Source organism: Catenovulum sediminis (assembly GCF_007289895.1).
Classification (GTDB): Bacteria; Pseudomonadota; Gammaproteobacteria; order Enterobacterales; family Alteromonadaceae; genus Catenovulum; species Catenovulum sediminis.
In genome coordinates this window covers 1,390,271-1,411,533 of the sequence record NZ_CP041660.1, presented here as the reverse complement: position 1 = coordinate 1,411,533, position 21,263 = coordinate 1,390,271, and the positions used below count along the sequence as shown (strand labels likewise).

The window sequence follows — 21,263 nt, the reverse complement described above, 5'->3', positions numbered from 1 at the left end:
GTGCACCTTTATCCTTTCTTTCGTAATAAAGGTCGCATCTTAGGTGCTTTTTTATTTTTTTGTAACTCATTGTACTGCGCCAGTAACTCTTTTTGTTTGAGCTTAATCTCTTCTAATTCTTCTTTGTTGTATCTTGGTTTTAAAGAGATGACTTTGTCTGAAACAGGTACAACGGGTTTTGGCACATTGATATACTGACGGTATTGATAGCGAGATAACTTATAATTTACCTGATTCAATACCATGCCTAAATTTGTCGCTTGCATTTGCGCCAGGATATCAATTCCATTTTTGACCAAACCACGTGGTGTTTTCTCTGCTCGGGCAATATAAACGATTCCGTCTACTGCTTTAACGATAGCTTGCGCATCAGAAACGAGGTTTACCGGAGCGGTTTCTACAATCACTCTGTCATAGTGCTTAGCTAGAGCCCTTAACAACTTGGCGAAGTCGTCACTGAGTAATAACTTGGTTGGATTTTCACACTTAGTGCCGGCGGTGATCACATCATAACCTAAAGATTTTTGCCTATGTAGACAAGAAGCAAGCTTAAATTGGCCAGACATTAATTCAACTAAACCCGGGCGGGTGATTAATAAACCTAACTTACTCGCCATTGAGGGTTTATGCAGGTCGGCGTCTATCACTAACACTTTTTCTAATTCAGAAAAAGCTTTCGCCAAATGCAGGGCGATAGATGATTTACCTTCACCCGGCATGGCTGAGGTCACTGCGATAATTTTTTTATCGGCATGCTGCAATTTCAAACGAGTACGTAGCGTTCGCATGGCTTCAACGTAATATGAATTTTGCGATAACTGGTCATGCTCAATTTGATGAGTTGATTCACGTCTGCATTTTACTTTAGGTAGTTCGGTTAAAACAGGTAGTCCAGTATATTGAGACGCTTCTTCGGCATTACGCAAACCTTTGCGTTTAAATTCAACCACAAAAATAAGCATCACTGCCAACATGCCACCTAGCAAAAATGCTAACACAACTATCAGGGCTTTTTTCGGACTGACTGGCGCGTGGTTAGCAATGGCGTAATCCAATATGCGGGCAAATGCCTTTTGCATATTTTTAGTGGCTTTCGTTTCTTGCAAGCGTTTTAAAAACGTATCATATAGTTCCTGACTTGCCTCAACTTCTCGTAAAAGTTGACGGTAAGAGCTTTGTGATTTTCTCAGTTGCTGATAATCCGTTTTCGCCACGATAAAGTTAGATTTTATCTTTTCCAAATTTTCGTGTGCGGTTAAATATTTTTGTTCGACCCCGCGCAACAATGATTGCACCTGTTCTTTCAACATCCGCTCTGTCGTGTCTATTTCTTCGATCACGGCTTTTCTTTTAGGGTGTTTAGGGCCATACACCAAAGCAGTTTCTGCCAACTTCCTTTTAAGTTGAGATAAAGTCGCTTGCGTTGATTCAACCAAAGCACTGGGTTTAATCGCAGATGAACTTAGCAGTAACATAGGGTCGGTGACATTCTGAATGGCCAGATACTGAACTTTTAATTCATCAATTTGTTTTTGCGCGGCGAGCTGTTGAGCCGCATAGGTTTCTACATCTTTTGCTTTTAAACTTAAAACGCCGGCCAGATCAACCAAGTTGTTATTTTCCATAAAGCGTTGCAACTCAGCTTCTGCATCGCTTAACTTTCGTTTCAGTCTTTCTAACTCGGTGACCAGCCATTCTGCCGCATTATCGTTCACTGCTTGTCTGGAGTCATTGTGAAAATCCATATAAACATCAGCTAAGGTATTGGCGATTTGTGCGGCCAAATCAGGATCTTTGGCTTTAACGGTGATGCTAATCAACTGACTACTGGCAACTTGGCTGATTTGAATCATAGATTGTAACTGGATAGCAAGATCACCGTTTGTTGATTGTGCTATCGGTGGATATATCCAAGGCGCTAGTTGAGGTAGGTGTGTTAAGATTGGAGGACGTGGATAGTGGTTGAGTTTATAATTATCCAGATTCAGGCGCTCAACCACACGACGTAACATGTTGCGTGACTTTAACATCTCAATTTGCGTGTTGTAGTGCTCTTTTGTGCGCGCTTCCATGACATATAATTCATCAATGGAGACGACGTTTCCTTGATCAAAGCCAACCTGAAGGCTGGTGGTCGCGCTATAAATTTTAACCGCATTTTGCACATATATATAACCACAAGCGGTAAACAAAACGACACTCAATACAATAAACCATTTGCCTCGCCACAACAGGGCAAACAATTGATTTAAATCTATTTCATCGTCTCGTTGCGTCGTTTCAGTCATTAGAAGAAGCTCTGTTCTACGGTAATGATGTCACCGGGCATAATTTCGGTATCTTCTTGTGCTTCGATTATCTCTTTACCTTTGATAGATTGTCTCTTCAATAACCATCGATTAGACGCACGCTCAGTTAAACCGCCCGCCAAAGCTATTGCTTTTGATAGAATTAAGCCTGGTTGATAGGCAAAGCCGCCAGGTTTTCTGACCTGGCCATGAATGTAAAACGGGCGGTATTCAGAAACAAAGACATGTACGTCAGGTGAAACTAAATAGCCCTGCTTAAGCGCATTTGTAATATATTCACTGACTTGAGTTGTGGTTTTATCAACCAACATCACCTCGCCGACAAATGGATATTTTACCACTCCACTTTTGTCTAACTTGGTTGTCACCGTTAAGTCGGGTTGTCCATAAACGTGGATAGTTACTGTATCTCCAGCTGCTAATCGGTAATCAGATAAACTGCCATAGCTATTAAAACAGCAGAAGATTAGCAACAAACTCAGCGTTATTCTAATCAACTACGACCTCCAAAATTAAACTGGAGGTTAACGGCAAGTTTGTTCTCATCAAAATTTCGACGTAAACGACTATCTGTATTTTTAACTGTACTCAAGTCGATAGAGAACGCCAGTGCACGGTTTATTTTGTAAGCTAAATTGAGCGATGTTTGTTGTCTTTTTTCTATCCGCTGCTGCCCATCGAGCTGCTCAGAATTTAATTGGCTGTGGCTAAGCTCGGATTGCAAGCCATTCCCCCAAGTGTGTTGCCAAGATATCTGATAGTTTGTGTCTAATTGCAATATTGAGTTTAGGTAATCACTGCTATGTTGTTTTTGTTGAGTGCTAATCTTAAAAGTTGAGTAGGTTTTCGGTGCCCAGCTAGCACTAACAGACCAGTATTCACTGTTTTTATTATTTAAAGATGCATTATCAAACTGGCGCTGTTCTTGTCCCAGACTCAGGTCAAAGCCGGTGATCGCAGTTGCCTGCCAACTCAACCCTATCGCCCAGATATCACTGGCGCTATTGTTATTGAATGCGCTTGGGTAGTCGAGTGAGGTGTTTTGGTAGCTAAGATATATATGGCGGCCTGCACGCCATTGGTAACCTAACTTACCATTGTACAAGTTGGTTATTTTGCTGTTATTTTGCGCAACTTGATCTTGCTGTTGATAGGTTTGTTTATGTTGATTCCAGAAAGCAGCCACAACAAGGCCACGCTCTGAAGCGGGTTGATACTGATATACCAGTTGAGTTGTGTATGCGTTGAAACTAGCGGGCTCCATTGTATCGCTTGAAACATCGTCGCGGCGGATCCCCAACCAAGGCGCTTCGTCAATCTGGCTAGCTTGATAATTTAAATCAACAGATTGTTGGCTAGTGGGCTGCCATTTTACACTCGCGTTTGATGTTACTGAGTTTAGTTCTAGATTGTTTTGCTTGCGAAATGCCTGATGTGCCCCATTGACTGAACCGACTAATTTAAATTGACTCAGTTGTGTTTCTAGGTTGAGTGTACCTCGTACAATATAATATTGGCTGGATACGTTTTCATCATTTTGTAGTACGTTGTCACTAAAGCCAGTAACAAATTGTGATTCAACAAGTTTTTTAGACGCTGCAAAGCACTGTTGGCAAATGGCCAGCAGAGCGATGGTATATAATGTTGTTCTAACGCGTGACTTATTGAGCATACGAAACTTCAGTTTTTCCAATATGTATATGTGCGATATTTGCCATTAAACATTCGGTCATTGCTCACAGATTGTACTCGTGCCCCTCTACGGTTGCAAAGAAAAATTAACATTTTTGCATGAGATTAGCGTTATTTTCTGGCTGTTTAGCGATACTCTCATGTATTTATACTGTTTTTTAACATCTAATGGCTAGATGACCAGCGCAGGCGGCTTTTATCTTATATAAAGTTTTAAATTATCGAGTTGCTTATTGTTCTGTTTGGCGGCTGCAATGATAATTAAACTGTAAATTATGACTGCATTACGTGTTTTTTTGGCTATACTGAGTCTGAAAGTTAATTTGACTACATTGAATGATGCTCATTAAGTATTCTTAATCGCACTAACTATATAATATTGCTTATGATTACAGGTTTGACGCGCAACGTTAGTTTGCGCACTTCAACTTTTTTATTTTCGTTGTTTTTTATTGTATTGCTCTGTTCATTTTTTTGGATTAAGTACACCCAAAAAGTGAATGCAGATATGGAGTTACTTTATCAATCTAGCAAGCAGTTTGCGCAGAGGATTGAGCATCAGAAAGGGCAATTGGATACCCAAGCATATCTTATTAAAACAGAAAGAATCCACGATCAGATTCAGCATCATAATAACCTGATCCAATATTTTACTGGCTTAAGTTTAGTGGCTTTGGTACTGATACCGGTTGTTTATTGGTGGTCGCTACATATACCATTGTGCCGGCGTTTGGATAATTTAACAGCACGGATTGAAGCGATCGCGCGCGGAGATTTATCGATTAATTATCCGAAGTTTCCCGAATCAGAATTAGGAATTCTAAAACGTCTCGACAATAGCTTTAATGAAATGTCGCTGGCATTAGCGATTACTATATCAACGCTAAAACGCCAGCTCAGACAGGTAAGCTATTCCGCTGAGCAGGTTGCTGAAGTGAGTCAGCACGAAGACCTGCCACAAACGGTTAATCAAAGTCAGGCTGGCCACACTACGAGCAGCGATTTTGATAAAGCTTTAGTCAGTTCTTTTGCATATGATTTAGTTGACTCTTCTGAGGTTGTCAACTTGATGTTATCCAGCTTCAAGTTTGACTTGGATGAAGGTTTTCAGGCGAGTTTCCCTGATGAGCGGCGGGATTTTGATAGAATTGAAGCGAGTATTCGAGTTGAGCTGTGTCAAGACCATTGGATAACTGAAAAAGTCACGCGAGACTTTAGTACTGCTGGCTTAAGCGTTTTAATCAGTGATGTTGAACTCGCTCGTTTAAACCCTGCTGAACCGCTAAATATTCGCTTGTTTTTGCCGAAAACAGTGAAGCTAGAGACACAGCATCCAACACAAGTGTTAGCATTAAACGCTCATTTAACGCGCTTGGGTGAGCGCTTGGGTGAGCGCTTTAACGAGCAGGTGAGGTTAAGTATTCGCTTTTCATTGATGAGCGAGCATGAATTCATTGTGCTACAAACACTGTTTAACTATTTTGCGGAGTAACGGCTTCATTTGTACTTGTTGACGACAAGATTTATTTGAAGCCTCTTTGCGCTCTGATAGCACCATAAGCTGCTTGAATATCCTGTGCTTTTTCGTTGGCCATTTTCAATGCTTGTTCAGGTAAACCTTGCGCACTTAGTTTGTCTGGGTGATGCTGTGACATCAGCTTTTTATAGGTTTTTTTAATTAACTTATCATCAGCTGATGGAGACAAACCAAGAATTTGATAAGCGTCATCTAACGATATTTGATTACTGCTATTTTGTTGTTTATGGCTGCGGTAATGTGAACTACCTTCTGCTTGTTTGATAAAACTCTCAATTTCAGTTGGTTGAAAACCTAACGTTTTGCCGACCTGAATTAAGATAGCTTTAGCGTTTGGATGCAAATAACCGTTTGCGAGTGCGGCTTGGATCTGTATTTCCATGTAAATTAACATAAAGTCCTTGCGGCTAAAGCAATATTGGCGAAAGTCTTTGACTGTTTCGGTCACTGGAAAGTCATTTTTTTTGCCTTCACGATAGGCCGCTTGTGCTTCTTTACGAATATCCCCTTTTAAACCCATTCTGTCCATTAGGGCGCTGGCAAGGGCAATATCATTTTCTGTAACCCGACCTGAGGCTTTAGCGATATGTCCCATTAAAGCAAACAAGGTATGAAAAAAAATCACGCGATTTTTAAAGCTTGCTTTACGCGCCAGTAGACTGGAAAAACCACCATTGTCTGCTAATGCTTTTGCGTACCCTTTGTCAAAGTAATAACCAATGATTAAACCGAGAACCGCGCCAGGAATACGAAAAATCATATACCCAAAGATAAAACCTAGAATTTTTCCCCAATGACTCACAGTGTTTCCTTTTAATGTTGGTAACTAATGTAGGTGACTAATGTAGATTACTATTGTTGGTTACTTTTTAAATAGTTATCTAAGTACTTCAATCTATCCGGTGTACCGATATCAAACCAAGTGCCTTTGAAAAATTCAGCAAACACTTGTCGCTTTGCAATTTTATCTCTCAATACTTTACCTAAGGAAAGTGGAAAATCAGCATAACCTGTAAAAAACTCACGCTCGAACAAACCAATGCCCGAATAAGTCAGTTTGTCTGTGCCATTTACCTGCGCAATTCCGTCTGTTAATGCAAAGTCGCCGTTTAGATTATGTTCTGGATTATTGACTAAAACTATTTTAGCAGTGCCACCTGGTAAGGGTTTCGCTAATAAATTTTCAAAACAATAGTCGCACCAAACGTCGCCGTTGACCAAAAGAAAATTTTGCGTATCGATTAAAGGGAGTGCGTTGATGATCCCGCCGGCCGTTTCATATGCGCCTACAGGTTCTGGGCTATAAAGTAGACGACAGCCGTACTTTTCACCATCACCCAAAGTCTGCGGAATCTGTTCTCCTAGCCAAGCGGTATTGATAACAATATTCTCAATACCGGCAGCGACCAGCGCATTAATGTGATATTCAATCAAGTGTTTGCCCGCAACTTTTAATAACGGCTTTGGTATTTTGTCAGTAAGTGGTCGCATACGCATGCCGCGCCCAGCAGCGAGGATCATGGCGGTGTTAATAGGGTTATTTTGCATTGGTTGTTATTTCGTTTTTAATGGAGTGTGTCTCAAGCCAATGAGCAAATTCGCGCAGCTGCGGATAGCGTTGGCAGACTTGCAGGCAATAGCTTAAAACATTCGGCAAATACTTTAAATAATCGGCTTTGTTGTCACGGTAATATAGCCTGCAGAAAATACCTAGGCATTTTAAATGACGTTGTAAGCCGGTTAAATCAAACCAATATTGCCAATTTTCCGTGCTGATTTGTGGATGGTATTGAGCGCGGTATAGCTCACTGAGTTGTGTCACCGCATCTACAGGCCAGACGAGGTAACAATCACGCAATAAAGAAACCAAATCGTAAGTAATCGGCCCGTGCACAGCACCTTGAAAGTCAATCAAAGTGTAGGGGGGCGATTGAGCTGTATCTAACATGATATTTTTGCAATGAAAATCACGGTGTATAACCCGCTGTGGCTGGCAGGTAAAAGCTTTTGTGATGATGCTTTCAAGCTTTTTATATAAGGTTAAAAACGCTTCAGTGTGTTGAAAGTCAAGATGTCTTTTAACGTACCACTCAAGAAATATTTGCCCTTCAGTGGTCAACATTGCTTCATTGTAATTGGCTAAATTTAAATCCTGTTCTTGGTTTAACTGTTGAAACTTATTGATCAGCGGGAATAGATTTTGATAATGCGTTTGATAATTGGCTTGGTTAATGACGTCTGCTAAATGTAAGTTTCCGATGTCAGCCTGTAGCATAAAACCATTTTGCAGATCACAGGCAATGACCTTTGAAGCTGCAATTTCACGGGCTTGCAATGCTCGGCTTAATTGGACAAATAGGCTTGTGTTTTCGGTAGCGGGTGGTGCATCCACTGCGATTAGACTCTGCTCACCTGTGTTAACTCGAAAATAGCGACGAAAACTCGCATCACCTGAGATGGCTGTTATCTTAAATTTTGTCTCGATGATGGAATTTAGCCAGTTTTCCAGTTTTTCAGCTCTATCTTGATGTATTTGCATAGGATTAAGGTGTGTAATATTAGCCGATATCGGGTTTTTGCATTATCATAGCGCTTTCGCAGGATCGAGGTAAACCAAGTTTACCGTTTGGATTAAATAAAAAGATTGGTTGAACATAGAGTGATTCGTTTTATAGCTGCATTTTGTGGCCTTGTGAGTGTTTCTGTTAGTGCTGCGCAACAGCAGTGTTATGAAGCCTTTTCAGATGGTCAGAAAAGTGACACAAAGGTCGTTAAGACTGATAATGTAGATGTAGAAAACCAATTTATTATTCTCTCGGATAAAACCGAAGTGGGTGTGGATACGGCTGCACGCTTTAGTGGGCAGGTCAGTATCATTCAAGGCGCCAACCGGATTCAGGCCGATTCAGCACGCGTTTCAAGTAACAGGGAAAAAATGACAGCTGCGGGTGGAATAAAGTTTGTCAGCGAACATGCGACCGTGCAAAGTGATTCATTGGTTGCGGACATCACTAATTCAAGCTTAACCCTGAATCAATCTAATTATCAGTTAGACAATTTTGCCGGTCATGGTAAAGCGGGTGTTTTCCAAATTAATCACGAACAAAAAAATATCCAACTAGAAGACGCGACTTATACCAATTGTCCACCACAAAATGCGCCTGACTGGCAATTAAAAGCAGAGAAAATTACTTTATCGGTGCAGGATGAGTGGGGCGAAGCTTGGCACAGTCGACTTGAAATTTTCGAAGTGCCGGTTCTGTATTTACCTTATTTTTCATTTCCGTTAAGTGATAAACGCAAAAGCGGCTGGTTATATCCCTCCATTAGTACGTCATCACAGCGGGGCGCTGATATTGCTGCACCTTATTACTGGAACATCGCAGAAAATATGGATTTAACTGTAACGCCCAGAATAATGAGTAAAAGAGGTAGCCAATTCGGAAGCGAATTCAGGTATTTACAAGAAGATTACCAAGGCAGCTTGCATTTTCAATGGATGCCTGAAGACAAGGAATTTTACGAAAGTGGTTCATCATTGAATGAATCTTCAGACGAAAGAAGTGCCATTCACTGGCTTCATCAAAGTGCATTTTTAAATGACTGGCAAGCAAATGTTGATTTGATTTTTATCAGCGATGATAGTTATGTCTCTGATTTAGGGTTTGAACAGCTGAGCGGGGTAGATACCCATGTTGAGCGACATATTGAGTTGAGTCGATACAGTGACAACTGGTCGGTGAATGTTACATTAAGAGATTTCGAAGTCTTTGGGCAGCATGCCAAACCTTATCGTACATTACCAGAAATTGAGTTTTGGTATGGCGGCTTAACAGAACTGGACAATTGGTCGTTTGACGTACCCGCGCAATTTGCTTGGTTTCAGTCAGACGAAATCGGGTTGGCTGAGGCGGTTAGAACGCATATTGAGCCAAAATTAACTTGGTCAAAATACGCACCCGCCTGGGAAGTTAGTGCGCAAACTGCATTTCCGATGACTTATTATTTTCAGGAAGAAAGTGATGAAAATGGTCAATTAAGGGAAGGGCATTATCAGGGGATCGGGCGAGCTTTACCTAGGTTTAGGCTAAATGGACGTTTAATTTTGGAACGCCCAATTGATTGGTTTGGTCGTGATATGAAACAAACGCTAGAACCAAGAGCGCAATATTTGCTGGTGCCTTATCGCAATCAAAGTAAAATTGGCTTATACGATACTGCATTATTGCAAGATGATTATTTAGGGCTGTTCAGAGAAAATCGTTTTAGCGGTATCGATCGTATACCTGAAGCAAATCAAATTACTTTAGGTATCACAACACGTTTATTAAACGACCTCAATCGTGAAAAATTAAGGTTGAGTGTGGGCCAGATAATCTATTTAGAAGAATCCGGTACGGATTTTGTGGATTATCGGCAAACAACCATTAAAGGTGAGTCAGCATTGGCACTTGAACTTGACTTTGATATCCGTAAAACTTGGTTTTTACATTATGGTTTACAGTTTGATGCACAAAAGGGAGATACCAGAAAAAGTCAGTTTACGATAGACTACCGCAAAGATGATGCGCATCTGATGCAATTTAGTCATCGATTTGTGCGTGACATATCGGGCAATAATATTCAGCAACTGGGGATCACCAGTATGTGGGAATTAAACGAACAATGGCAAACCTATGCCAATTTCCACTATGACTTAAAGTTGAATCGAACTGTTGAAGCCCGCGCCGGTCTATTGTATCAGTCATGTTGTTGGGAGCTACAATTTGGCTGGCAATCAAAAGTTAAAACAAATTTGGCTGCATCAGACAGTCAAACTTCGGTGCCGACCAACGAACGCGATTCGGGCATGTTGCTCAGTTTCACGATCCGCGGATTTGGCCCAAGCAAAAATCGTTCTGATAAGGTCTTAAATGGCGGTCTGTTTGGATATCGCAAACCTTATTTTCTAAATCAGTGAGTTATGCATGAAGAAATTTAAAAACGTCAGTATTTTATTATCATTCGTCTGTTTGTGTTTCGTAACACATGTGCAAGCAGCGAAGCTATTAGATAAAGTTGCTGTAGTTGTAAACCAAGGCGTTATCCTTGAAAACGAAATTCAGAACATGATGGGCACGTTGAAACAACAAGCGATTCAAAATGGTCAAGAGCTGCCATCGGATAAGGCTTTGCGTGTACAAGTTACCGAAAAATTAATCTTAAATACACTGCAGCAACAATTTGCTGAGCGCATCGGTTTACAAATTAGTGATGCACAAGTGCAACAAGCCGTGCAACAAATCGCGCAAGAACAAAATATGACGCTAGAGCAGTTAAGACAAGAAGTTATTCGCAGTGGTAGCGATTATGAATCATATTTGGAGCAAATAAGGCAAGAGTTAACGGCCAACGAAGTGCGCCGGGCGATGGTTTCACGTCGTATATATGTCTCTCCGCAAGAAATTGACGGCTTGGTGGCTTTGCTCAAAGAGCGCGGTAAACAAAATGAAGAATATCATTTGGGGCATATTTTGATCGGTTTACCTTCTGAGCCCTCTGCCGCGGATGTAGAAAGTGCGCAAAAGCGCGCGAATAAAGTGATTGATTTGTTGTCTGAAGGTAGCGACTTTAAAAAAGTCGCGATTGGTGCGTCTTCTGGTGCGCGGGCATTGGAAGGGGGAGATATGGGCTGGATGAATGTTAATGAAATGCCGACCCTGTTTGCTGAAGCCGTAGTTGATCAAAAAATTGAATCTGTCATTGGTCCGATTAGAAGTGGCGCGGGTTTTCATATTTTAAAAATATTTGATATCAGAGGTCGGCAAACTGTCGAGGTTTCTGAGGTAAATGCACGTCATATACTGATCAAACCGACCATTATTTTAAGCGATGAAAAAGCACAAAATATGTTGAACCGCTTTGTTAAACAAGTCAAAGCGGGCGAAAAAGACTTTGCAGAACTTGCTAAAGAGTACTCAGAAGATCCAGGTTCGGCTGCTAAAGGCGGAGAATTGGGTTGGGCGGACCCGAGCATGTATGTACCAGAGTTTAAGCAAGCATTGGCAGAGTTAGAGCCGGGCGAATATTCACAACCGATTAAAACAGTGCATGGCTGGCACCTTGTTCAGCTATTAGAGCGCAGAGTGCAGGATGCAACGGAAAATGCATATCAGGATCATGCATACAGAATGATATTCAATCGAAAATTTAATGAAGAGGCAGAAGCTTGGTTGCGCGAAATACGTGATCAGGCATTTGTCGAAGTAGTGGGTGACAACAGCTAATGAGTTTACGAATTGCAATTACACCGGGTGAACCCTCTGGTATTGGTCCAGATTTAATATTGCAGCTAGCGCAGCAGAGTTGGCCTGCACAATTGGTTGTTATTGCTTCAGCTGAGCTGTTGCAAAGCCGAGCCGCACTATTAGGCGTTGAGATTCAACTGATACCCTATAACGCGAATATACCGGCAACTAATCAGCCTAAAGGGACTTTATGCATTATTGATGTGCCTTTAGAAGATGAAGTTGTTTGTGGGGAGCTCAATGCGAAAAATGGCCAGTATGTTGTAGAAACAATGCGTATCGCCTGTGAAAAAAATATGAACGGTGAGTTTGATGCGATTGTCACAGGCCCGGTAAACAAAGGCATTATTAATAAATCTGGCATTTCGTTTAGTGGTCATACCGAGTATTTTGCGCAAGAATCAAATACCGCCGATGTGGTTATGATGCTGGCGACTGAAGGTTTAAGGGTTGCACTGGTTACAACGCATATTCCTCTGGCCTACGTGTCCAAAGCAATCACTTTTGAACGTGTGGTAAAAGTGACTGAAATTTTACACAGTGAGCTAATCAACAAATTTAGTATTAAGAAGCCGACTATTTATGTTTGTGGTTTAAATCCACATGCAGGTGAAGATGGTCATTTAGGCACAGAAGAGCTCACCACGATAACCCCCGCACTGGATAGTTTACGCGAACGAGGCATGAATATTGTCGGCCCGTTACCGGCAGACACCTTGTTTCAGGAAAAATATTTAAAAGAAGCGGATGCTGTGTTGGCCATGTATCATGATCAGGGCTTAACCGTTCTTAAATATAAAGGTTTTGGCAAGGCGGTGAATATTACTTTAGGTTTACCGTTTGTCAGAACTTCGGTCGATCATGGCACGGCACTGGATTTAGCAGGGACAGGGTTAGCCGATGCAGGTAGCTTTAAAGTCGCATTAAACGAAGCGATTAAACTTGCATCAGGTGCAAAAGATGAATGATAGAGTACATTTGGGCCACAAAGCCAGAAAGAGGTTTGGCCAAAATTTCTTAACAGACGACTACATTATTGGCTGTATTGTTGATGCGATAGATCCGCAAGACGATGACATCTTGGTTGAGATAGGCCCTGGTTTAGGCGCTTTAACTTTTCCAGTATTATCGCAAGTTAAACACTTGAATGTGGTTGAACTGGATAAAGATCTGGTGAAACGTTTTGAAGAGGATTCTTTATTACACAGAAAACTAACGGTGTATCAGGCTGATGCAATGAAGTTTGATTTTAGTCAGCTATTGCAAGAGGATAAAAAACTCAAAGTGTTTGGTAATTTACCTTACAACATTTCGACGCCGTTATTATTTCATTTGTTTGAATTCAGTGACCAGATAGCTGATATGCACTTTATGCTGCAAAAAGAAGTGGTTGATCGCATGTGTGCTGAACCCGGCTCTAAGAGCTTTGGCAAATTGAGTGTCATGACGCAATTTTATTGTGATACCTGTTTGGTTGTCGATGTGCCACCTGAAAGTTTTAGCCCTGCACCGAAAGTCGATTCCGCTGTTATTCGTTTAGTGCCCAAAGCGCAGCGAGCGGATGTTGATGTCAATATGCTACAGAAAGTAGCCACTGCTGCATTTAACCAACGTCGAAAAACAATTCGCAACAGTCTGAAAGATTTACTTTCAGCTGATGAATTAACTGAATTAGGCTTAGATCCTACATTAAGAGCTGAATATTTAAGTTTGTCTGATTTTGTTAAAATCTCTCAATTTATAAGCCAGAAGTAATATTTATGACGCAGAAATTGGCGGATATGATCCGCATTAATACCGAAGTACAGTATATCGAAGAGCAATCCGACCCTGCTGAAGAACGTTACGTGTTTGCCTACACTATCACCATAGAAAATATTGGCGCGCAGGCAGCCCAATTAAAAAGCCGATATTGGCTCATCTCAGATACCAATGGTAAAGAAACCGAGGTCAGCGGTGATGGTGTTATTGGCAAGCAGCCTGTCATAAAGCCAGATGGTAAATTTGTATATACCAGTGGAGCGGTCGTTGAAACGCCGGTTGCAACGATGCAAGGGCATTACACAATGCAGTTGTTAGAAGACGATAGTCAGTTTGACGTTGAAATCCCTGTATTTCGTTTAGCACAACCAAACATTCTAAACTAGCAGATGGCGCATTATTTTGTCGGTGATATTCAGGGATGTTATGAAGAGTTGATGCGTCTGTTAGATCGCATTAACTTCGACCCAACTGAAGATAAACTCTGTCCCGTCGGCGATTTAGTTGCCCGCGGACCCGACTCAGATAAAGTCGCTAAATTGATGTTGGAGATGCAGGGTTCAGTGGAGGTGGTCTTGGGTAACCATGACTTACACTTTCTATCTGTTTATCACAACTTATTCACCGCCAAAAAAAATGATAAATTAGAGGCTTTGTTAAACGCTGATTTTGTAGATAATTATGTCAATTGGCTAAAAAGACAGCCTTTGTTTAGAGTTTATGACAAGCTTAATATCATCGTCAGTCATGCTGGCATGCATCCTCATTTGAGTTTGCACAAGCATTTAGAATTAGCGGACTTCGCTCAGCAAAAAATTGCTGGTGAAAAAAGTAAAAAATGGCTCAAAACCATGTACGGGGATAAAGTCAGTATTTGGCACTCAGGGTTATCTAAAGAAGATGAATTCAAAGCGATTATTAACATTGCGACCCGTATGCGTTATATCAAAGATAATGGTGAATTAGATTTTAAACATAAAAACTCACCGCAGGAAACGCCTTATTTAACACCTTGGTTTGACGTTACACCGCAACATCCCAAAGGTTATAAAATGGTGTTTGGCCATTGGGCGTCATTGATGGGGCAAACACATAATCCGCAGTTTAAGGCGCTCGATACAGGTTGTGTATGGGGTAACCACATGACTATGTATGTCGCTGAAAGTGATGAAATTTTTATTCAGCCTTCAATCAATTAGCATTACATTAATTCAATGAATAGCGCCGACATCGCAGATAGTTTTAGCTGGCGACCTTGCTGTAAATATAAACCGAGTGAAAAGCTATTTTTTTCATTCAGTTTAGCTTTAACCGGCAATTGGAAATCACTTTTCTGCTCGGTTAGATTAAAGATGCACAGTATACTTTGGTTTGCGCTTTTTCGGACAAAACTTAAGATAGATTCGTTGGCGGCTAGATGGGTCATTTGTCCTTCTAATAAGGCCTCCTGCTTTTTGCGCCATTGCAATAAATGCTTGCAATAATTTAGCATGGACTCAGCATCTTGCTGTTGTATTGAAACCGCAAGTGGCAGATGGGATTCTGCAAGTGGAAGCCAAGGTTTGATTTCGCTAAATCCGGCGTATTGATTTTCGTTCCAAGGTATTGGCGTACGGCAGCCATCACGCCCTTTAAATCTTGGCCAAAAACGAATGCCATAAGGGTCACATAAATCTAGATATTCAATATCCGCTTCGGGCAGCGCCAGCTCGTCTCCTTGGTATAAACAAACAGAACCCCGCAATGCAAACAAGATGCTGTGGTAAAGCTTGCTATGTAGTATGTTTGCATCTTTCCCCCCCAGCGATTTCTGACTCTTACCACATCATGATTGCCAATGGCCCAGCAAGGCCAACCACCGGTGATGTTTTTATCAACGTTACTGACAACCTTAGCAAGGTATTGCGCATTAAATTCATCCGTCAGCAGCTCAAAATTATAAGCCAGATGTAGCCTTTTATTGCTGTAGGTGTACTCCGACATTGTTTCTATTGGGTCTTCCGCCGAGATCTCACCTAAAGCGACAGATCCTGGGTACTGATTGAGTAATTCCCTGAGCTCTTCTATAAATGCGATATTTTCCGGTCGAGTGTTGTCGTAATAATGATATTGATAGGCATAAGGGTTGTCTTTGGAAAAGCCTCTACCTTTTCTATGGTGTTTTTGTTTAGCTGGATTAGATGTTAAAAGTGCATCGTGGAAACAAAAGTTAATGGCATCAAATCTAAAGCCATCAACACCGAGTTTTAACCAATATTCAGTTTCTGCCAGCATTTGTGCTCGAACTGATGGATTATGAAAATTAAGGCTGGGCTGGCTTTTTAAAAAATGATGTAAATAATACTGTTCGCGATTAGAATCCCATTCCCACGCGCTGCCGCCGAAAATAGACAACCAGTTATTGGGCGGTGTGCCATCTTCTTTCGCATCAACCCAAACATACCAGTCACTTTTATCATTGCTTGTATCTTGCCTACTTTGCATAAACCAAGGATGTTGGTCAGAGGTATGGCACAGTACCATATCCATTAAAACCTTAAGGCCTAACTTGTGGGCGGCATAAATCAATTGATGCACATCTTCAACACGACCAAATATAGGATCAACTTGGCGGTAATCACTTATATCATAACCATAATCTTTCATCGGTGATTTAAAGAAAGGCGATATCCAGATAGCATCAACGCCTAAATCTGCAATATAGGGTAGCTTTTGAATAATCCCTTGTAGGTCTCCAATACCATCTTGGTTACTGTCGTAAAAGCTTCTAGGGTAAACCTGATATACGACGGCCCCACGCCACCAACCTGCTTGATTCATATTGTTAACAACCTTTTAAATAGACAGTTTTTTGCATCAATGACTTAACATAATTGCAGCATAGTCGAGCTTGCTAGTTTGCAGCAATGTTTATGCATACGTATGCATAATGTCTGTTTTTTTAACAGAATTGATGTTTTTATCCGAAATTTGAATTTTTCATTTTGGGTTAACTTTCTGATATTTAATGTATAAATTTAATTTTTTAGAAAAAGCCTAACGAATATTTCTGTGGTTTTGCTGTAAATGACTTGTAAATGCATATTTATGAATACGTATGCAAATGTTTGTTGTATTTGCTTTATTGAGACTAATATTCAGTCAATGCACTGTAACCAGTGTGCATTTTTTAGTCACGGGTTTGACCCAAAGTGGTTATTAAACACAACAAAAGTTGCCCTAAGACGGCAAGGGGATATACACATGAAACAATTTAAGCCAAGTTTGTTAACGTTAGCGTTGGCGACCACCGGATTAGTATCAGGTTATTCATACGCAGCTGAAGAAAGTGCGGATACAACTGAAGTAGAAGAGGTTATACGCGTTACAGGTATTCGCGGTAGTCTTATGCGAGCGCAGGCTGTCAAAATGGACAGCACTTCAGTCGTTGAAGCGATTTCAGCTGAAGACATTGGTAAATTACCAGATTCATCTATCGCAGAGTCGCTAGCGCGATTACCCGGTTTAGCTGGTGAGCGTAGAGCTGGCCGTACAAGTGGTATTTCAGTACGTGGTTTTAGGGAAGATTACTTAGGCACAACCATGAATGGTCGTGAATTGCTCGGTATGGGGGATAACCGTGGTGTTGAATATGATTTGTACCCATCAGAGATTATGAGTGGTGTACAAGTATACAAAACCATGGATGCTAGTTTAACGACGCAAGGCATTGGTGGTGTTGTTGATATGCAAACGGTTAGACCATTAGCCTCGCAGGAATACGCGGCGATCAATGTAAACATTGAGCAAAATGGAATGGAATCTGGAAACCCAGATTTTGATGACCAAGGCCACCGCTTGGCTGCTAGTTTTGCAACAAAGTTTGCAGACGATACAGTTGGTTTAGCAGTAGCGATTGCCAGTACAGAATCACCTAGCCAAGAACAGCAGTTTAGAGGTTGGGGCTATGACCCTATTGATGCCAATGGCGATCCTTCGTTAGCAGACGGTGTTACGGTTCCTGACGGTGGGGCGGTTGTGTTAACTGGCCATGATTCATATGTACGTTCTGCGGTATTGAAACGCGATACACTCTCTGCAGTATTACAATTTGCACCAACTGATGATTTAGAAGTGACATTGGATGCACTTTATATTGATTTCCAAGAAGATGAAGTCAAAAGAGGTATGGAAGAAGGTGGTGCTATCTGGGGTGTAGGTAGTGATTATACGATTAATAAAATCGAAGACGGCTTAGTAACAGAAGCTGTCCTTGGAAATAATGACAATGCGTTCAAATCTGTAATTAGAAATGATGCGAGCCAAAAGAAATCAGAGTTAACCACTTTTGCAGCAAACATTAAATACAATATCAGTGATAATTGGGATGCTGAGTTAGATTTTGCGACTAGTGAAGTAGATAAAACTCTCACTGATGTTGAGAGTTATTCAGGTGTTGGTCGCTCTGGGCACAAAGATCAGGGTCAAGGCACTATCCGAAAATTCGTAATGACGCCTGAAGGTGCGATGTTTAGTGATGTTGACGTGCCTACTTTCAATTCAGCCGAAACAATACTAGCAGGTCCGCAAGCTTGGGGTGGTGGTATGGCTGGGTACAAAGATGACTTTGGCTCAAACACTACATTTGCTGCAGATCCGAATAGCCCGATTAATTATACAAACGCCCAAGATGGTTTTGTTAACCAACCAATCTTTCATGAAGAGTTGGATAGCCTGCGTTTAGATTTAACAGGGGCTTTAGATTTTGGCATTATTACTACTGTGAAGGCCGGCGTTCGATTCAGCGACAGAAGTAAATCGAAGGACAACGGAGGGGCGTATCTAACTTCTAAAGCATTCCCTGATCAAGGTGAAATTCCAGAAGAGTATATTGTTGGTACTGCAAACCTAGATTTTATTGGTATCGGCGATTTTGTAGCTTACGATAGTTTAAGCATGTTTGAATCAGGCGCTTATGACTCTGTTGGTGCGGCAAGCGTTCAAGCTGACCGTAAAGGTGATACTTACACAATAGATGAAAAAGTCACTCAGCTTTATGTTAAATTTGATGTTGATGCTGACTTAGGTGATGTCTATATGCGTGGTAACTTTGGCGTACAGTATGTAGGCACAGATTTAACGTCGCATGGCTTTTTCTCTCGAATTAAAGATGAAAAAGGGCTCGTGTTAGCAGATCCGATTAGTAAAGAAGTTGATTATTCACATATATTACCTAGTGCAACCTTTAACTTTGAGTTTTTAGATAATCACATGATTCGTACTTCGATTTCTAAAACAATGAGTCGTCCTCGAATAGATGACTTACGTGTTAGTAAAAGTGTGAATATTGATTTTAACCCAGGTCGTTGGTCTAGCACCAGTGCAGCATTTAGTCCTTGGAGTGCGTCTGGCGGTAATCCTGATTTAAGACCATACGAAGCTAAACAATTTGATTTGTCTTATGACTGGTATTTTGCTGATGACGGTTTCTTCTCAATTGCTTACTTCTATAAGCATTTAACAAACTGGCATCGTAATGACAATATTGAAACGGACTTTTCATCTGTTTATATACCGAGTTATCACCAGTTAGGTGGTGAAGCACCTGGAACATTACTGGGCTTTACTGACGCTAAAACAGATGGGCTTAAAGGGTATGTTAGTGGTTATGAAGCACAATTAAGCTTACCATTGCATATATTGACTGACGCTTTAGATGGCTTTGGTGTAGTGTTAAGTGCCGCGTTTAACGACGGTGGATTGAATGATGGTACAGCCGTACCAGGTTTATCGGATGAAAGTTATCAGGTTACTACTTATTATGAGAATTCTGGTTTTGAAATCAGACTTTCTGGTCGTAAACGAGATCAGTTCTTAACCGAAACTCGTGGTTTAAGTTTAGCCTTAGAAGAGACTGTAGATCCAGGTTCTGAGTTATGGGATGCTCAAATCGCTTATAACTTCAGTGAGTCTGGCATTGATGCGCTAGAGGGTTTAACAGTGTCGTTACAAGCTCAAAATATTACAGACGAAGAGACCGTTAAATTGAAAAATGGTGATCCTAGATTGGTTACTGAATATCAAACCTTTGGTGCTAACTACTTGCTAGGTATTAACTACAAATTCTAATATTTGTGGTCAGTAACAAAAACGCAAAAACCCTGCTAGCATGCTAGTAGGGTTTTTTTTTAAGCGGAATTATAGTGATGAATAAAAATATAAAAAAAGTTGTTGTCGTGGGTGGCGGCACATCTGGTTGGATGTCTGCTGCTTTGCTTAAAAAAGTGCTGGGTAATGTTGTTGATATTGAGCTAGTCGAGTCAGATTCAATAGGAATTGTCGGTGTGGGTGAAGCTACTATACCGCCCATTCAGCATGTTAACGAAGTGCTTGGCATTAATGAAGCCGAATTTATGCGGGAAACCAAGGCCACCATCAAGCTTGCGATAAAATTTGAAAACTGGCGTGTCAAAGGTGAGGACTATTTTCATACTTTTAGTGCGCCAGGCAAAAGTCTAGCTTTTTGTCATTTTCATCACCTTTGGGTTCGTGCTAACCAGCTTGGCATGGACAATGACCTATGGCAGCACGATATTAATTACCATGCATGTCTAGAAGGAAAATTTGCTAAGCTGCAAGTCAAAGACCCATTGTTTGAAGTTAAATACGCATATCATTTTGACTCTGGTTTATATGGTCAATATTTAAGAAAAATCAGTGAAAAAATGGGAGTCAAACGAACAGAAGGTTTCATTGAAGAGGTTAATTTGAACCCAGCGAATGGCCATGTTCAGTCTTTGTCGTTAAAAGGTGGCGGTACAATTGAAGGCGACCTTTTTATTGATTGTTCCGGCTTCAGAGGTTTGTTAATTAACCAGAAACTTGGCACAGGGTTTGATGATTGGAGCCATTGGTTACCTTGCGACAGAGCGATTGCAGTGCCTTCGGAAAGACATGAAAAAACCGCGCCCTATACGCGTTCTATTGCACATGAAGCAGGCTGGCAGTGGCGTATTCCGCTACAGCACAGAAATGGCAATGGTTTAGTTTACAGTAGTCGTTATTATAGTGATGATGAAGCGCAACATATTCTGTTAAATAATTTAGATACAAAAGCTCTGGGCGAGCCGAAACTGATCAAATTTAAAACCGGACGCACACGCAAACAGTGGAATAAAAATGTGGTAGCGGTTGGCTTATCTAGTGGCTTTTTAGAACCTTTGGAGTCAACCAGCATTTATCTAGTGCAAGCGGCAGTTGTGCGTTTGTTGAAATTTTTCCCGCACGCAGGAATTGATGACACCCAAGTAGCTGAATATAACCGTCAATCTAAACTGGAGTATGAGTTAATTCGCGATTTTATTATATTGCACTACTATGTTACGGACAGAGACGATAGTCAGTTTTGGCGAGACATGCAAAATTTAGAAGTGCCCAAACGTTTGCAGGACAAAATTGATCTATTTAAAGCAAATGGCACTATCACGCATGAAGATTTGGATATTTTTTGGGAAGCTTCCTGGGTGCAGGTCATGTTGGGGCAAGGACTCAAGCCTAACGATTATCACCCTCTGGCAAATCAGTTTTCACAAGACAAGTTGCAAGAAATATTAAGCAATATGAAAAAAGCTAAATATGCACCGGTTGCCCAAATGCCTGAGCATGACCAGTTTATTAAAATGTTTTGTGGTGGCTAAC

17 protein-coding genes are annotated in these 21,263 nt (G+C 41.0%); 9 read left to right on the top strand and 8 right to left on the bottom strand.

The features are described from left to right. Positions 1-8 precede the first annotated feature (8 nt). The 3 genes from FNT16_RS05600 to FNT16_RS05590 are packed head-to-tail and all read right to left on the bottom strand — an operon-like array spanning position 9 to position 3,981. On the bottom strand, positions 9-2,288 hold the full coding sequence (locus FNT16_RS05600) for a GumC family protein (protein WP_143870610.1): 2,280 nt from the start codon (positions 2,286-2,288) through the stop codon (positions 9-11). Then, complete coding sequence (locus FNT16_RS05595; protein ID WP_143870609.1) at positions 2,288-2,806, bottom strand: polysaccharide biosynthesis/export family protein; 519 nt, start codon at positions 2,804-2,806, stop codon at positions 2,288-2,290. The genes FNT16_RS05600 and FNT16_RS05595 overlap by 1 nt, the downstream gene beginning before the upstream one ends. Further along, positions 2,803-3,981, bottom strand: coding sequence for an outer membrane beta-barrel protein (locus tag FNT16_RS05590; protein ID WP_143870608.1), 1,179 nt, complete (start codon positions 3,979-3,981; stop codon positions 2,803-2,805). Before FNT16_RS05590 ends, FNT16_RS05595 begins: the two co-directional genes overlap by 4 nt. Positions 3,982-4,509: 528 nt before the next feature. Between FNT16_RS05590 and FNT16_RS05585 the strand changes: the two genes are divergently transcribed. Beyond that, positions 4,510-5,493, top strand: coding sequence for a PilZ domain-containing protein (locus FNT16_RS05585; protein ID WP_185976700.1), 984 nt, complete (start codon positions 4,510-4,512; stop codon positions 5,491-5,493). Positions 5,494-5,524: 31 nt separating this feature from the next. Here the strand turns inward: FNT16_RS05585 and djlA are convergent, their stop codons facing one another. From djlA to FNT16_RS05570, 3 genes are read right to left on the bottom strand one after another with little or no spacing between them, the layout of a single operon-like run. Next, positions 5,525-6,340 carry a co-chaperone DjlA gene (djlA, locus tag FNT16_RS05580; protein WP_143870606.1) on the bottom strand — a complete coding sequence of 272 codons (816 nt, stop codon included), beginning with the start codon at positions 6,338-6,340 and terminating at the stop codon, positions 5,525-5,527. 50 nt (positions 6,341-6,390) lie between these two features. Beyond that, positions 6,391-7,086, bottom strand: coding sequence for an N-acetylmuramate alpha-1-phosphate uridylyltransferase MurU (murU, locus tag FNT16_RS05575; protein WP_143870605.1), 696 nt, complete (start codon positions 7,084-7,086; stop codon positions 6,391-6,393). After that, positions 7,076-8,077, bottom strand: coding sequence for an aminoglycoside phosphotransferase family protein (locus tag FNT16_RS05570; protein ID WP_143870604.1), 1,002 nt, complete (start codon positions 8,075-8,077; stop codon positions 7,076-7,078). The genes murU and FNT16_RS05570 overlap by 11 nt, the downstream gene beginning before the upstream one ends. A gap of 120 nt (positions 8,078-8,197) precedes the next feature. Here FNT16_RS05570 and FNT16_RS05565 point away from each other — a divergent pair, with 120 nt between their 5' ends. From FNT16_RS05565 to FNT16_RS05540, 6 genes are read left to right on the top strand one after another with little or no spacing between them, the layout of a single operon-like run. Beyond that, positions 8,198-10,498, top strand: a complete 2,301-nt coding sequence (locus FNT16_RS05565) for an LPS-assembly protein LptD (RefSeq protein WP_143870603.1) — start codon at positions 8,198-8,200, stop codon at positions 10,496-10,498. Between the two features lie 7 nt (positions 10,499-10,505). Further along, positions 10,506-11,804 (top strand): peptidylprolyl isomerase SurA, encoded by a 1,299-nt coding sequence (surA, locus tag FNT16_RS05560; protein WP_143870602.1) that lies wholly within the window; start codon positions 10,506-10,508, stop codon positions 11,802-11,804. Next, on the top strand, positions 11,804-12,793 hold the full coding sequence (pdxA, locus tag FNT16_RS05555; protein ID WP_143870601.1) for a 4-hydroxythreonine-4-phosphate dehydrogenase PdxA: 990 nt from the start codon (positions 11,804-11,806) through the stop codon (positions 12,791-12,793). The genes surA and pdxA overlap by 1 nt, the downstream gene beginning before the upstream one ends. After that, the gene (rsmA, locus tag FNT16_RS05550) at positions 12,786-13,580 is read left to right on the top strand and encodes a 16S rRNA (adenine(1518)-N(6)/adenine(1519)-N(6))-dimethyltransferase RsmA (protein ID WP_143870600.1); all 795 of its coding nucleotides are present in this window, start codon (positions 12,786-12,788) and stop codon (positions 13,578-13,580) included. Before pdxA ends, rsmA begins: the two co-directional genes overlap by 8 nt. 5 nt (positions 13,581-13,585) lie before the next feature. Beyond that, on the top strand, positions 13,586-13,972 hold the full coding sequence (gene apaG, locus FNT16_RS05545; RefSeq protein WP_221935065.1) for a Co2+/Mg2+ efflux protein ApaG: 387 nt from the start codon (positions 13,586-13,588) through the stop codon (positions 13,970-13,972). Positions 13,973-13,975: 3 nt separating this feature from the next. After that, positions 13,976-14,785, top strand: a complete 810-nt coding sequence (locus FNT16_RS05540) for a symmetrical bis(5'-nucleosyl)-tetraphosphatase (protein WP_143870599.1) — start codon at positions 13,976-13,978, stop codon at positions 14,783-14,785. A gap of 2 nt (positions 14,786-14,787) precedes the next feature. Here the strand turns inward: FNT16_RS05540 and FNT16_RS20725 are convergent, their stop codons facing one another. Next, positions 14,788-15,330, bottom strand: a complete 543-nt coding sequence (locus FNT16_RS20725) for an alpha-amylase family glycosyl hydrolase (protein WP_246072380.1) — start codon at positions 15,328-15,330, stop codon at positions 14,788-14,790. Continuing rightward, positions 15,261-16,406, bottom strand: coding sequence for an alpha-amylase family glycosyl hydrolase (locus FNT16_RS05535; RefSeq protein ID WP_246072379.1), 1,146 nt, complete (start codon positions 16,404-16,406; stop codon positions 15,261-15,263). Before FNT16_RS05535 ends, FNT16_RS20725 begins: the two co-directional genes overlap by 70 nt. A 423-nt stretch (positions 16,407-16,829) precedes the next feature. Between FNT16_RS05535 and FNT16_RS05530 the strand changes: the two genes are divergently transcribed. Together FNT16_RS05530 and FNT16_RS05525 are read left to right on the top strand one after the other, a co-directional pair. Continuing rightward, a complete protein-coding gene (locus tag FNT16_RS05530) occupies positions 16,830-19,694 on the top strand; it encodes a TonB-dependent receptor (RefSeq protein ID WP_143870598.1) in 2,865 nt (954 codons plus the stop codon). Between the two features lie 77 nt (positions 19,695-19,771). After that, positions 19,772-21,262, top strand: a complete 1,491-nt coding sequence (locus FNT16_RS05525; protein ID WP_143870597.1) for a tryptophan halogenase family protein — start codon at positions 19,772-19,774, stop codon at positions 21,260-21,262. The last annotated feature ends 1 nt before the right edge of the window (position 21,263 follow it).

Bases quoted from the DNA above. Each gene is read 5' to 3' on its own strand.
- FNT16_RS05590 (WP_143870608.1), bottom strand. From the start codon at position 3,981: ATGCTCAATAAGTCACGCGTTAGAACAACATTATATACCATCGCTCTG.
- FNT16_RS05535 (WP_246072379.1), bottom strand. From the start codon at position 16,406: ATGAATCAAGCAGGTTGGTGGCGTGGGGCCGTCGTATATCAGGTTTAC.
- pdxA (WP_143870601.1), top strand. From the start codon at position 11,804: ATGAGTTTACGAATTGCAATTACACCGGGTGAACCCTCTGGTATTGGT.
- FNT16_RS05525 (WP_143870597.1), top strand. From the start codon at position 19,772: ATGAATAAAAATATAAAAAAAGTTGTTGTCGTGGGTGGCGGCACATCT.
- FNT16_RS05585 (WP_185976700.1), top strand. From the start codon at position 4,510: ATGGAGTTACTTTATCAATCTAGCAAGCAGTTTGCGCAGAGGATTGAG.
- murU (WP_143870605.1), bottom strand. From the start codon at position 7,086: ATGCAAAATAACCCTATTAACACCGCCATGATCCTCGCTGCTGGGCGC.
- FNT16_RS05570 (WP_143870604.1), bottom strand. From the start codon at position 8,077: ATGCAAATACATCAAGATAGAGCTGAAAAACTGGAAAACTGGCTAAAT.
- rsmA (WP_143870600.1), top strand. From the start codon at position 12,786: ATGAATGATAGAGTACATTTGGGCCACAAAGCCAGAAAGAGGTTTGGC.
- apaG (WP_221935065.1), top strand. From the start codon at position 13,586: ATGACGCAGAAATTGGCGGATATGATCCGCATTAATACCGAAGTACAG.
- FNT16_RS05600 (WP_143870610.1), bottom strand. From the start codon at position 2,288: ATGACTGAAACGACGCAACGAGACGATGAAATAGATTTAAATCAATTG.
- FNT16_RS05530 (WP_143870598.1), top strand. From the start codon at position 16,830: ATGAAACAATTTAAGCCAAGTTTGTTAACGTTAGCGTTGGCGACCACC.
- surA (WP_143870602.1), top strand. From the start codon at position 10,506: ATGAAGAAATTTAAAAACGTCAGTATTTTATTATCATTCGTCTGTTTG.
- FNT16_RS05540 (WP_143870599.1), top strand. From the start codon at position 13,976: ATGGCGCATTATTTTGTCGGTGATATTCAGGGATGTTATGAAGAGTTG.